The organism is Paenibacillus sp. JT31N17 (genome assembly GCF_056269255.1).
The window spans coordinates 88,652-102,241 of record NZ_JBWDNP010000022.1 but is presented as its reverse complement, the minus strand read 5'-3'; the positions used below and the strand labels follow the sequence as shown (position 1 = coordinate 102,241).

The window sequence follows — 13,590 nt, the reverse complement described above, 5'->3', positions numbered from 1 at the left end:
TCATTCTTTAAAACCTGTTTGACAGGTCGCTCATTGTTCAGTTTTCAAAGAACAAATGCTTCTTCTTGCAGGCGCCGCAAGGCTTTCCTGCTTCGTAAGCTCTCGTCGTTCTCTCGTCGTTCGCTTCAGCGGCGACTTGATTAATATATCACATCTGCCTAGCTCATTGCAAGTGCTTTTTTTATTTTAATTTTTATTGCTCCATCCAACCAAAAAGGTTGTTCCGGAGGCGGTAATAAATAATCTATCATAGATGGCTTTAACAAGTCAATAGATTTCTCATGGCAACTATTCTCCTTGATAAGGCCACTTTGAAGTGCCGTTCCACGCGAATGACAGAATAAAAAAGAACGTCCTCTCATAATGGGCGTTCTTCATTCATTTAGTGTTGATGGGGAACTTCTACTTGGCCGCTTCGCAACGGTAGCGTAGCTCCAATGCATCAATATCGCCGGACGGCGGTAAAACTGCGACTTCGCGGATATATCCGCGTTTGACCAGCTTTTGAAGCAGCAGCGATAAATCGATATGCAAATCAGTGAGCAGTGGATGAAGCTGAAGATCCATGACACTCCATGGTTCCTCACGGCTCATCAGAATGGTGAACAACAGCTCACAGCATGATTTCATTTTGTTCATAACAGAGAATTCGCAAGCCAGCAGAACCAGCTTCACACGCTGCTCCAATGTCTCCGGACTGATGGTCAATTCTTCATAAAGCTTATAAATTCCGGGGTTAAACCGACGCATCTGCCTCCATACGGTAAGCTCGGGATGAATCCCCGCTTCTATTAGTGCAATATGTGCCCAATGGTAAAGCGCTGATAAGATATGACCGTATGCGTCAAGCATATTATTGTCTTTCAGATCCTGCTTTGCCTGAAGATAGGTGCGAATGAAGCCAGAAAATTCGACCAGCTGCTTCCTCTCCCGCAGCGAAGCTGGAAAATCCAATATGGTTTCCCTGATTTGCAGCAAATAGTTGTCTCGATCCAACAGGATATCCCCCCGAACGAGCCATTGTATGATACTGCGGTTCTCTCCGCCTGAGAGCCATTGCTCCAGAACAGCAGGGCTGACTGCGCGAATTTGTACACGTTCCCCTTCATAGCTGACATGAGACGTTTCCCCGGATGGCGATGTCTCTGTCAGGACGGCAAGCAGCAGCAGATCAAGGCCGTCAATAAGCGGGTTATACGGAAACGGATTGTCGATGGCAAGCAAGCTGAGTAAGCGCTTATCCTGCTCGAACCAGGTTTTGAAATGTTCTTTTATACGCTCCACGTCTATCCCCCGTATAGCTTCAAACCTCTATTTGAGCTATAATGATTTCGCACGTTTAATTATGTTCGACAATACCTGTCCGGTTTCCTGCCTGTTCGTGAGAAATCGTGCTAAAAGTGCGAGAAAGGATCTGAAATATGTTTGCAAAATCCAGTAAAATTAATGAGTTTAGGCTTTGGGGACTATTACTAACCTTAATCGGGATGGGTCTTATGATTCTGGGGACGGCCGGTATTGTATTTTGGGGACAAGCCGGCAAAATATTTGCAGGGGTTTTTATGGTTATCGGCATGATCGCGATGCTCGTCAGCGTCGGCATTTACTTCTGGGCCGGCATGCTGTCGACAAGCGCTGTCATTCTGACTTGCCCGGAATGCGGAAGACAGACCAAGATGCTCGGTAAAACCGATCGCTGCATGTTTTGCAAAACGATGATTACTCTTGATCCGGATAAAGCCACGCATATGCCAAGCGAATTTGAAGAAGCTCCTGAGCAGCCTCAACCTTAACTCGCAAAAACACGCCCCGATCACGGCAGCAGCCGTGATCGGGGCGTGTTTTTATTAGATGCATGGTATTTTATTAAGGAATTAAGGCAGTTTTGTTAAGGATTGATGAATCACTTGCCATATATCATCTGACTGAAAGGCTCTTTGCCAAGTCGCTACACCAGCCAGATTATATTTCTTCGCCAGTGCGACACGGGCCTGTACCGATAACGCATCTTCGATCCAGATCCGCTTCAATGCGCCATCTTCCGTATATTCCACATAATGCTGTCCCGCCTTGCCATCCAGCACTGGCTTCAGCTTGCGCTCGGCAATGATTTTTTGTACAGCTTCCATTCCAAGCGCCTTGGAGCTTACTTTGACAGCTCCGCTCTTGTCTTTGGTTTCTGACCAGACACGCGCGTAGAGCGGCATTCCCAGAACGATCTTGCCTGGCGGAACCTTATCCTCTTCCAGAATACGGGTAAGCGATTGCTCCACCCAAGGAAGGGAAGCGACTGATCCCGATGTTGGACTTGAAGCCCAATGTTCGTCATAAGCCATAACCATCATATAGTCAACGACTTTGCCCAGAGCAGCACGATCGAGAAATAGCGACCACAGCTCACTATTGGATTTAGGCGTCACATCGATCGAAACCACAACTCCCTCCTCGTGAAGCAAGGGGGTCAGTTCCCGGACAAATTGAACGAGATTGGCTTTATCGACTGTCGCCACACTCTCGAAGTCCAGATTGATGCCCTGCAGCTTGTACATTTGGACGTAGGCGAGCAGCTGCTGAATCATTTTGAAGCGAGTATCCGCGCTCGAAAGCGCTTTGGTTGTCCGCTCCGCTTCAAATCCGTTGCTGAATAAGGCCCATACCTGCATCCCTTTCTTATGGGCCCAGTCCACATATACGGGATCAGCCTTGCTTTGAATTTGCCCATCTCCATTCAATAATTCAAACCACGATGGGCTGACGACATTAACGCCAGGCATGTCCGGAATATTGGCAGGATTGGGCGTTTTCTGATAGACCGCTTCCCAGGTCAGATTAACTTTACTGCCGACGACCTTCCACGCAACAAAGGGCTCCTCGGCTTTTACCTGTTCTGTTTTCTCCACTTCTGTGAGCGAAACATCCTTCTTGGCTACGTATCCGACAATTCCATTTTCGCTTTGAGCCCGGTACCAGCCCTTCTCCTCATCCCACAAGCGGACATCACCTTGTACCGGAAGATGCTGCACTATGGGAGCGCGAATCGTGCGCTCATTACGAATCTCCGTACCCTTTTCGGCGACTGCCCGTTGAACGGCATCACCGGCACGCAAAACAGTGACGACACCGGTATCTTTGTTATATTCCACTTTAATGCCGTAAAGCTCTTCTAATGGAGTTATTGGAATATAAACCAGCTTATCTTTCAGTTCCGCTGCTACTCTTAAATCGTAAGGCTTGCTGTTGATGGTTGCCGTCAACACATTTGTCTTGAGGCGCAATACCTTATCCGTATTGGTAAGCACAATGGAACCGGTTTTCTCTTCGTAATATACAGCTTCCTTGAGCGCCAGATTCTCTTGAATGAAGGGCAATGGCAATTTGACGGCATCTCCATCGACAACAGCACCTGCCCCCATGACCTGCCCCTTATATATAATCGGATTAGGTGAACCGTAATCCGACTTGATTTCCTCGCTGTTCGGCACAAAACGCTGCCATCCGAACCACATGCCAATCCCTGCTGCCAATATTCCGCTAATGAGTACAAGCCATCTCAGCGAGCCGCCTTCACGCCGCCTTCGAGTGCGGATCCTAACGGTTTCCACGTCTATGATTCCCTCCTGCCGGTATTTATAAAAATCAAATAAAAACGTGCAGTAAGGCGAGTTGTCTCTACCCCTGCACGTTATGACACAATAAATAATCGGCTGAAAAGCCGCATGTTATGATGAAGACTTTATTTCCAAATAAAATGCGCTAATTCGCAGGCTTGCAGCAATCGGCGCATTGTCCGTAAATTTCCATACGATGCCCCTCAACCCGAAAACCCGTTTCCCTGGAGGCTGCTTCCTCTACTTCGGTCAATGGCGGGTAATCAAAATCAACAATTTTTCCGCAGGAGCGGCAAATGGCATGATAATGTTCGGATAAATCAGCGTCAAACCGACTTGAGTCGTCGCCGTAGGTCAGCTCCCGCACGAGCCCGGCATCAACAAACAAACGCAAATTGTTGTATATCGTCGCTACGCTCATACTCGGATAAGCGGGTGAGAGTGATTTGTAAATCTCATCAGCTGTCGGATGTGTAATGGAAGCCATTAGAAAACTCAAGATCGCATGACGCTGGGGGGTCATACGTACGCCGGTACTTTTCAGCTGTTCCAGTGCTTGCTCAACGGTCGTGCCCATGCCCTTCACGTCCTTTCTGCTTCGTTAGAACCATTGTACGTGCTTGCTTTTCATTTTGTCAATGAACAGGGGATCAAATTAAGGGGCATAGTGGTTTATTTCTATGCTGCTGTTTGCATCAATATTAATCCGATAGGTCGCATCGCCGATGTCGCCGGTTATTGTTTTTTCCTTGGCATCCAGCGGCAGATCTGTGGAAACATTCCCGAAGGTGACCGAGCCGTTCACCGAATAATCGCCATCAGCCGGGATAAAAATATTAATAATGCCAATGGAACTGTCAATATTCCAGTTTCCACCAACGGTCGAACTGTGGATCAGGATATCGCCATTAAGCGTATCGGCTTTGACCGCGGCTTCGGCTTCATTAATGGTGATTCCTCCATTTTTGGTTCCGGCATCGATATAGCCTGTAATATGATCAAGATCGATATTGCCGCTGAGGGTGGAGCTCTGCACATCTCCATGAATCCGCTCTGCTTTGACAGCGCCATTGTAGGTTTGGAGCTGAAGGAGCCCATAGCTGTCCGTTACATTTATGCCGCCATTCCTCGTCTCGGCATTGATTGGACCCGTTACATCTGAAATCACGATTTCACCAATCGTCAGCTTGACGACCAGTCCGCCCGGAAGAACCAGCCCGGTAACATCAACCGAACCATTATCGACTTGAATGCTGGTCTCGGTTTGAACCGCCTTGGTGTCAGAATCTGCTCCGTTATCGTTCTGCTCATCATTCGGCGGATCAGCAGATTTCTGATTTTCCAATATCGAACTTTCCGGCAGGAGTGTTGCATTACTCTGGGTGCCGTCCATTTCAGAAAAAGGAGGGATATCTCCTATAATGTTAGTCAATGATTGCTGCTCATTGCTCTCTATTATAGACGAGTCATCAAGCGCTGAAGTTTCAGAATTTTCGTCAGAAGGCGGTTCTACGGTTTGTATCGGCAGTTGACCAATATGAGAATCCTCCGGAATCGTTATGGTAAGATTCATTCTTGGCGCAAGTGCTCCATTATCTCCGAATGCCTGACCTTTTGCGTCAATTTTCAGCTTGGTGTCACCGCTTATCTCCACATTGGAATTCTCCGCCACTTGATCGGCTTGCTGCTTATCCTCCATATCAACCCAAACCACAGTCTCAATGGTTAATTCACTAACCTTTCCTTTTTTAAGCAAAACCTTCCCGTTGTGATTATTAATGGAGATGGACGAGGTTTCCTCGGTTATGGGAACGGCAAGTATTTCCTTCTCATACTTGAAGCCTTTTTCTTCGCCGTAACCGTTCATCCCTGATATATTGACCTTGAAATTATCCAGCCAGCTGAACGGCATGGCGGAATAATGCGTGATGCCATAGGCTGTGACCGCAATGATCAAGGCCAGAAAGGTACCGCCAATGTCAAAGGACAGACGCCTGCCACCTGTCCGGGGAACCAGGCTGAAAATCACGACTTCGATCCCCAATAAAATAAAAACGGCCGGCCACCATTGTCCAAGCAGCTCAATATTGTTTCTTCCGCGGAATTGATCGGATAAGAGCATGCCGCCTACGACAATAATAACAATCGCTGCGGTAATCCGGCCCATTTTAAACATCTCTTGCCGTTTCCTGAGCGCCAGCACGGCCGCAAGCACAATAAGACCAATACCCGGCGCAAAGGTCCCAACCGCATCAACCCATGGAATCAGCATCGAAGGAGCACGTACCAGCCCCAGCAAAAGCATGCCCACTGCAATGATCGCAACGCCCTGAAACCAGGCTAAAGCCCCTGAACTCTGCGGCTCCTGAAGCTGCCCCTCAACCGCGTTACGCAGCTTGACCGATTGCTGAAGGGTGTCAAATACGCTGAAAAACCAAAATAAAGGAAGCGCCATGCCCAGATACACAAGCAGCAGCGCAAATTTGCCTCCACTGTCATCCGCGAATCGAATCATGGCTACAATGTCTGTCAACGTGCCTGTCAGCAGCAGCAACCCTCTCAGATGCAGGCCAAGTGCCAAATGTCCCGCTCCCGGGATGAGAAACGCGAACAACGGCGCCAGTTTTCGATAAGGGTTTTTATTATCTGTTTGCAGCATCTTGGCACCGCCTCCCGTCCTTGGCTCATGGCTTTCCTTTAGAGCCGCTCATACTTTCCTGCTTTTCTTATAATAACCTATATTGTAACATATTCTATTTGGTGAGATTTGAAACAATTGCCCAGTCACGAAGCAACAACTGCCATCCCTCCCGGCAATTTGAATTCAAACAGAGGGCTATCGCAGCGCATTTATTTCAAAATCTTAAATAAAAAAGCAGGACCCCGTTCGGCCCTGCCTTAACATTCTATTGATTTAACCGCTCCTGCAGCAGCTTGTTGACAAGCGCCGGGTTCGCTTTACCTTTGGTTTCTTTCATGACTTGACCAACAAGGAAGCCGATTGCTTTATCCTTGCCTGCCTTGAAATCCTCGACAGATTGCGGATTCGCTTCAACGATCCGGTTAACCACTTCGGCAATCGCGCCTTCGTCGCTGATTTGGACGAGTCCCTGCTCCTCAACGATCTGCTGCGGGCGTTTCCCGCTCTCCAGCATCGCTTTGAAGACGGTTTTGGCGATTTTGCTGCTGATCGTACCCTTTTCCATTAGCCCGATCATCTCGCCAAGCCCCTGGCCTGTGATTTTCACCCCATCCAGCTCCAGCCCATTGGCATTCAGGTACCCAAGCAGATCCCCCATAATCCAGTTTGCGACCGCTTTGGCATCCTTGGTATAAACCAGGCTTTCCTCAAAGAAATCGGCAACCTTCTTGGAGGAGGTAATCACCTCGGCATCGTAGGACGGCAGTCCGTACTCCGCTGTGTACCGTGCCTTGCGGGCATCCGGAAGCTCCGGAATCGAAGCGCGGACGCGCTCTTTCCACTCTTCATCGATGTGCATTTGGACCAGGTCAGGATCCGGGAAATACCGGTAATCATGCGCTTCTTCTTTGCTCCGCATGGTGAAGGTTTTCCCCTGGGCTTCGTCCCAGCGCCGTGTCTCCTGGACGACTTTGCCGCCGCTGTCCAGCACATCGGCCTGGCGCATCTGTTCATATTCCAGCCCGCGCTGAACGCCGCGGAACGAGTTCATGTTCTTCAGCTCCGCCCTCGTGCCGAATTCCTTCTGGTCGTAAGGACGGATGCTGATGTTGGCATCGCAGCGCAGCGAGCCTTCCTCCATCTTCACGTCGGATACATCGCAGTAGAGCATAATGGCCTTCAGCTTCTCCAAATAAGCTTTCGCTTCCTCAGGCGTGCGGATATCCGGCTCGGACACGATCTCTACAAGCGGCGTACCGACGCGGTTGAAGTCTACCAAAGAGGCAAAGCCGCCATCGACGTGAGTCAGCTTGCCGGCATCCTCTTCCAAATGAAGACGGGTAATGCCGATGCGCTTGGTCTTGCCATTCACTTCAATATCAATCCATCCATGTTCGCCGACCGGCTGGTCAAACTGGGAGATTTGATATGCTTTTGGCGAATCCGGGTAGAAATAGTTCTTGCGGTCGAATTTGCTTATGTCGGCAATCCGGCAGTTGAGCGCCATCGCTGCTTTCATCGCATATTCCAGTGCCTGGCGGTTGAGCACCGGCAGCACACCGGGATGTCCGAGACAGACCGGACAGGTATGGGTATTCGGCGGGGCGCCGAATGATGTGGAGCAGCCGCAGAAGATTTTCGTCTTCGTGTGCAGCTCGACGTGCACCTCCAGCCCAACTACTGTTTCATATTTGTTTGGTTCGTACATTCCTAAGCCCCTCCTGCTTCCTATACTACGCTGCTTTATAGCGGCGGACGCTGTTTGTGATGATCCGTATGCTGCTCGTAGGCATGCGCGGCGCGGAGCACCGTGCTCTCATCGAACGCTTTGCCTATGATTTGCAGCCCGATCGGCAGCCCGTCTGCGAAGCCGCAAGGCACGCTGATAGCCGGAATGCCGGCCAAGCTGACCGGTATCGTACATATATCGTTCAAATACATCGTTAGCGGATCGCCAACCTGCTCGCCGATGCGGAATGCAGGCGTAGGAGCTGTAGGTCCGATAATGAGATCATAGCTCTCAAACACCTTGTCAAAATCCTGCTTGATCAGCGTGCGCACCTTCTGCGCCTTCAAATAATAGGCGTCATAATAGCCGGAGCTGAGCGCATAGGTTCCAAGCATAATGCGGCGCTTTACTTCAGGCCCGAAGCCTTGGCTGCGCGACTTGCGGTACAAATCCACCAGATTGTCCGGATTATCGGTCCGCACCCCATAGCGAACCCCGTCAAAGCGTGCCAGGTTGGATGAAGCCTCCGATGAAGCCAGCAGATAGTAGGTTGCCACGGCATATTCCGTATGCGGAAGGGAAACTTCCTCCCACGTTGCGCCAAGGCTTTCGAACTGCTTGAGGGCCGCCAGAACGGCTTCCTTCACCTTCGGATCAATGCCTGCTCCCAAATATTCCTTGGGAACACCGATGCGCAGCCCCTTTACGTCTCCGCTCAACTGTCCTATGTAATCCGGTATGTCCACTTTGGCCGAGGTGGAGTCAGACGGATCGTAGCCTGCGATAGCCTGCAGGACATACGCCGAATCCTCGACGTTCTTCGTCAGCGGACCGATTTGATCCAATGACGAAGCAAAGGCAACAAGCCCGAAACGCGAAACCAGTCCATAAGTCGGCTTAAGACCGACAATCCCGCAATAGGCAGCTGGCTGACGGATTGATCCGCCTGTATCGGAGCCCAGCGAGAAGTATACCTGTCCCGAGGCAACCGAAGCTGCAGAGCCGCCGCTGGATCCTCCGGGAACATGGTCCGTATTCCATGGATTTCTCGTCGGATAGAAGCTGGAATTTTCATTCGAGCCTCCCATGGCGAATTCATCCATATTCAGCTTGCCGATCGTAACGGTTTGCGCAGCTTTAAGCTTCTTCACAGCCGTCGCATCGTAAATGGGATCATAATTGCTCAGAAACTGACTGGCGCACGTCGTGAGCAATCCTTCGGTTACGATATTATCTTTAATTCCTGCCGGCAGCCCGAACAGGAGTCCGCGTTCTCCGCCGTCCTGCAGCTGCTTGTCCAGCTCATCAGCAGACCTGCGCGCTTCTTCCTCATTAAGGGTCAGGAATGCCTGTATGGAAGCATCCGTCTGTGCGATCCTCTGGTAGGACGCATCCACCAGCTCGCGGACAGACAGCTCTTTTCCGGTTAGTTGATTATGTATTTCCTGTAGGCGTTGATCAAAAAGTGCCAACAGTCGTTCCTCCCCTCATCATTGGCCGCATTTTCTTGCCGTACGCACATGCGGCGCCCTGGTCATTTTATTCGAGTACCGCCGGCACTTTAAATTGTCCATCTTCATCGTCCGGCGCGTTTTTCAATGCGGTCTCTACGCTAACGGATGGCTTCACTACATCTTCCCTCATTACATTAATGACAGGAAGCACATGGCTGGTCGGTTCAACATGGTCGGTATTGAGCTCATTCAGCTTTTCCGCGTATTTCAAAATCGCGTTCATTTGTCCGGTGAACTGCTCCTTCTCCTGCGCAGACAGCTCCAGCCTGGCCAAATTGGCGACATGCTCAACGTCTTTCAGCGTAATGCTCATGGGGCGCGCCCCTCCTTTTATGGTCCTATTGCTCACATTCTTTCTATTATAGCGTATGACACAGCCCAAACTCAATGGATTCGCTGATGCTTGACACCTTCGCCGCAATTGCCTTGCCAGGATACCCAATATGAAGAAAGCTTCATATTGCGTTAAGGTTGTTTTTACATTGATTTCATTTCCAATTAAGGTTAGATGTACATAATGAAGTCTGCAGCCGATTACTGACTTGGCTGGGCATAAACCAAAAACTGTAAGGAGGAAGCAAAATGAAGAAAGTCATGAAAGCAGTCGGAATTACGGCTGCCCTGGCGGTTATGATACCGCTCAGCGCTTATGCTGCCACAACTAACACAGGAGCCTCATCAACAGGCACAGATACTGCAGCACAAACAAGACCGGCCGACGGTGATTTCGGGAAAGGTCCAAGGCCGGAATTCAAAGGCGGGATGGGCGGAATGCTTGACCAATCCGTGCTTGATCTGCTGAAGCTCGATAAAACGGCGCTGCAAACGAAAATTAAGGAAGGCAAAACGCTTAATGAGATTGCCGAGGAGCAAGGTGTAACGCGGGACGCGCTAAAAGCAGCGCTCACGGACGCTTTTACGAAGAAGCAGGAAGAACAAAAGCAGAAGTTCACTGAAAACCTGGACAAGGTCATTGACGGCAAACTGAAGGACCAACCCGGAAGCGGAGTCCATCCTGGAAGCAAGTTCGGCCAAGAGCGGGATCTTAGCCCTATCGCGACAGCGCTGGGCCTGACCAATGACGAGCTGATGACCTCGCTAAAAGGGGGAAAATCGATCACTGATCTGGCGGCAGAAAAAAGCGTGGATGTGCAGACCTTGATCGATGCGCAAAAAGCCGCGTTCGTTGAGAAAATCAACAAAGAGCTGACAGACGGCAAAATCACCCAGGAGCAGGCCGATAAAATGATTGCGAACGCAGCGGCAAGAGCCGAAGATATTGTAAACGGCAAAGGCTTTGGCAGAGGCGACAAAGGCCCGCGGCCGGATGGTCATGGATCCGACAAGGCCAAAACCGAAAAGGCTAAACACGATAACGCCAAAACAAGCGAGACCGCAACAGACAGTGCAGCAGCCGGTTAAGATGAATTGAATTGGTTCAGACATGCAGTGTTTGCTTTTGTTCAAAAAACCCCCGAAAAACAGCAAAAAGAGCCTCCTTCAGCCGGAGGCTCTCTTCGTGCTTATATCCAAGCTTTCAAATTAACCTGGCGGATAAAATCATCACGGCTTTGCACTTCATTTGCAGTGGTCTCTTCCTCTGCTTCGGCCTCTTCGCCATTCATCAACCGCCGGAACAGGCTTTCGTTATGGGTTGCCAGTGCGAAATCAATCAGCGCCTCGCGTTCGACACGCTCAGCCTCCTGCTGGTAAAGCACTTCTTCCAGCTCGATGTCGGCAGCAGGAACAAAAAAGTTACGATTGGCCTTGGGCACACGAATAATATAGTCAAACGCATTATCCGCATTCCGGTCATAGGCAATTATATATCCATACTCCCCGACTGGGAGGCTCTGTTCAAATGAGTCCGATACGATTACAATTCTAATCCCAAGCTTATGCATCTGCTCCACCTCAGTCTCTAGTAACCTTCAATTTAATATCTATCCTACTAAAAAAAAGAAGAGAAGTCCAATAGAGACTGCACCCATGGGAACATTAAGGATATTCATAAAAAGGATGGGCCAGGTTTTAAACTTTATTGAACTTTCAAAAAAGCCTTCAAGCCCGCACGCTCATGGCGATTTCTTTGCGGTATGACTCCGGGCTGCTGCCGACAGCGGCCTTGAATAACCGGCTGAAATGCGCCAAATGAGTAAACCCGACCGAATGGCATACCTCGGATACCGAATGCCCGGGCTCCAGCCGGAAGAGAATTTTAGCCTGATTAATCCGCCTGTTATATAAGTATTTAAACACGGTTGTCCCTGTGACTTCCTTGAACAAGTTGGACAGGTAGGGCTTGGTTAAATGCAGGGCGCCGGCAATATCGTCAAGTGTCAAATCAACATTCATGTAGCAGCTCTCCAAATAGGAGATAACGCCCTGAACGTGATGCTCCTTGTATGACCGATGCTCATAATCCTTCACCGGCTGACTGCACCAGCCGCGAATCATATGCAGCAGCTCCAGGAACCGCATGACAAACCGGTCATACGCTGTAATGGATCGTTGATGGCCCTTGATTTCATACAAGGCATACATATCCGCATACAAGCGCTCCATCTCCTTCTGTTCCTGCGCTGAGAGTGAAATTCGAATATTCCCCAGCTCTTCAAAGGGCTTCAGCAGCAGGGACGCAAGCTCAGGCTGCAGCAATTTATGCACGTAAGCGGGATCAAAATGGATAATGGTACGGATATAAGGCTTATCGGGAGCAGGGTTAGGGCGATGCAGCGTCATCCCATGCAGCAGAATAAGATCACCAGGCTGCAGCCTCATGATTTTATCACCGATCAGGTAATTGCAATCCCCCTCCAGAAAATAGTAAATTTCAAAATAACTATGAGAATGAAACTGCACATCCGGTATAGGGTTATCCACCCGATAGCCAAAATCAATCGGCAGCAGCCAAGGCGTTGATGAGAGTGCCAACACAAAAAAACCCCCTTCATATAAGACCTGTTGCAGCATCTTATATGAAGAGTGTATCACGAACCGCTACTCTATGCGCACAGCCATATTTTGAGCAGCAACGCAAAGCTCGGCAGCCTTGAACGCATGCTCCTGCGTCATGGCATTCTCTGTCCGGTTCAGGCAGTCAAGAATAAGCTCGCCGAAGAATGGAAAACCAACCTGTCCCGAAACCGCATAATGGCGTTCCCCTTCTCCATTGACCAGATAAACATGATCCCCCTGCTTGTCACGTGCGATATCGATATATTTGCGAAGCTCGATAAAGCCGTTTGTACCGAGGATAATCGTTCTTCCATCTCCCCATGTCCCAAGACCATCCGGCGTGAACCAGTCTACACGAAAATAATTGGTTGCCCCGTTATCGCCAATCAATGTGGCATCGCCAAAATCCTCAAGCTCCGGAACATCCGGATTATTATAGTTGGCTACCTTGCTGTGGACCACCTTGGCATCCTTGCAGCCGGCAAAAAACAAAAACTGCTCGATCTGATGGCTTCCGATATCGCACAGAATGCCGCCATACTGCTGCTTGCGGAAAAACCAGTCCGGCCGGGACGCCTTGTTCAGCCTATGCGGTCCGGTTCCAATTACCTGCAGCACGCGGCCGATAGCCCCTTCCTGAATCAGCTTGCCTGCATAGACTGCACTTTCGACATGCAGCCGTTCACTGTAATAAACCATATATTTGCGGCCCGTTGAGGCCACCTTATCCCTTGCTGCAGCAATTTGCTCCAGGCTGGTGAAAGGTGTCTTGTCCGTAAAATAGTCCTTGCCGTGATCCATCACCCTCATGCCGAGCGCAGCGCGCTCAGACGGGATTGCAGCAGCTGCGACAAGTCTTACTTCCGGATCTTCCAAAATAACCTCCGGAGAAGAAGCGGCCTGTGCCTGCGGGTAGGTTTTGATAAACTGCTCCACCTTGGCAGGATCGGCATCATAGACCCATTTCAGTGTCCCGCCGGCTTCGAGCAGACCGTTCGTTTGACCGTAGATATGTCCGTGATCCAGTGCCATGGCGGCAAACACAAACTCCCCCGCCTGGCAAACCGGCTTCGGCTTCACAGCCGATACCGGGGCATAATTCATTCCGTCTTGGCGATTAGCGGAAGACATGGCTGCTCA

12 protein-coding genes are annotated in these 13,590 nt (G+C 49.9%); 2 read left to right on the top strand and 10 right to left on the bottom strand.

Going from position 1 to position 13,590, the window contains the following annotated elements:
* Positions 1-402 precede the first annotated feature (402 nt).
* Complete coding sequence (locus AC0YOB_RS35540; RefSeq protein WP_475796799.1) at positions 403-1,284, bottom strand: nucleotidyltransferase-like protein; 882 nt, start codon at positions 1,282-1,284, stop codon at positions 403-405.
* 137 nt (positions 1,285-1,421) lie between these two features.
* Here AC0YOB_RS35540 and AC0YOB_RS35535 point away from each other — a divergent pair, with 137 nt between their 5' ends.
* Complete coding sequence (locus AC0YOB_RS35535; RefSeq protein WP_475771093.1) at positions 1,422-1,793, top strand: YgzB family protein; 372 nt, start codon at positions 1,422-1,424, stop codon at positions 1,791-1,793.
* An 81-nt stretch (positions 1,794-1,874) separates the two neighbouring features.
* On the opposite strand, the gene AC0YOB_RS35530 is transcribed toward AC0YOB_RS35535, so the two are convergent.
* The 6 genes from AC0YOB_RS35530 to gatC form a co-directional block, all read right to left on the bottom strand.
* The gene (locus AC0YOB_RS35530; RefSeq protein ID WP_475796798.1) at positions 1,875-3,602 is read right to left on the bottom strand and encodes a glycosyl hydrolase family 18 protein; all 1,728 of its coding nucleotides are present in this window, start codon (positions 3,600-3,602) and stop codon (positions 1,875-1,877) included.
* Between the two features lie 151 nt (positions 3,603-3,753).
* Positions 3,754-4,185, bottom strand: coding sequence for a Fur family transcriptional regulator (locus tag AC0YOB_RS35525; RefSeq protein WP_210046129.1), 432 nt, complete (start codon positions 4,183-4,185; stop codon positions 3,754-3,756).
* 78 nt (positions 4,186-4,263) lie between these two features.
* Entirely contained in the window at positions 4,264-6,267 is a 2,004-nt protein-coding gene (locus tag AC0YOB_RS35520; protein WP_475796797.1) for a DUF4097 family beta strand repeat-containing protein, read from the bottom strand.
* Positions 6,268-6,514: 247 nt separating this feature from the next.
* Positions 6,515-7,957 carry an Asp-tRNA(Asn)/Glu-tRNA(Gln) amidotransferase subunit GatB gene (gatB, locus tag AC0YOB_RS35515; protein ID WP_475796796.1) on the bottom strand — a complete coding sequence of 481 codons (1,443 nt, stop codon included), beginning with the start codon at positions 7,955-7,957 and terminating at the stop codon, positions 6,515-6,517.
* Between the two features lie 35 nt (positions 7,958-7,992).
* Positions 7,993-9,450 (bottom strand): Asp-tRNA(Asn)/Glu-tRNA(Gln) amidotransferase subunit GatA, encoded by a 1,458-nt coding sequence (gene gatA, locus AC0YOB_RS35510; RefSeq protein ID WP_475796795.1) that lies wholly within the window; start codon positions 9,448-9,450, stop codon positions 7,993-7,995.
* A 67-nt stretch (positions 9,451-9,517) separates the two neighbouring features.
* Positions 9,518-9,805, bottom strand: coding sequence for an Asp-tRNA(Asn)/Glu-tRNA(Gln) amidotransferase subunit GatC (gene gatC, locus AC0YOB_RS35505; RefSeq protein WP_475796794.1), 288 nt, complete (start codon positions 9,803-9,805; stop codon positions 9,518-9,520).
* A 269-nt stretch (positions 9,806-10,074) separates the two neighbouring features.
* Between gatC and AC0YOB_RS35500 the strand changes: the two genes are divergently transcribed.
* Complete coding sequence (locus tag AC0YOB_RS35500; protein WP_475796793.1) at positions 10,075-10,914, top strand: hypothetical protein; 840 nt, start codon at positions 10,075-10,077, stop codon at positions 10,912-10,914.
* 101 nt (positions 10,915-11,015) lie between these two features.
* Here the strand turns inward: AC0YOB_RS35500 and AC0YOB_RS35495 are convergent, their stop codons facing one another.
* The 3 genes from AC0YOB_RS35495 to AC0YOB_RS35485 all read right to left on the bottom strand — a co-directional run bounded on the left by AC0YOB_RS35495 (position 11,016) and on the right by AC0YOB_RS35485 (position 13,581).
* Complete coding sequence (locus tag AC0YOB_RS35495; RefSeq protein WP_210046123.1) at positions 11,016-11,396, bottom strand: ATPase; 381 nt, start codon at positions 11,394-11,396, stop codon at positions 11,016-11,018.
* 157 nt (positions 11,397-11,553) lie between these two features.
* Positions 11,554-12,426, bottom strand: coding sequence for an AraC family transcriptional regulator (locus AC0YOB_RS35490; protein WP_475796792.1), 873 nt, complete (start codon positions 12,424-12,426; stop codon positions 11,554-11,556).
* 66 nt (positions 12,427-12,492) lie between these two features.
* A complete protein-coding gene (locus AC0YOB_RS35485) occupies positions 12,493-13,581 on the bottom strand; it encodes a Gfo/Idh/MocA family protein (RefSeq protein ID WP_475796791.1) in 1,089 nt (362 codons plus the stop codon).
* Positions 13,582-13,590 lie beyond the last annotated feature (9 nt).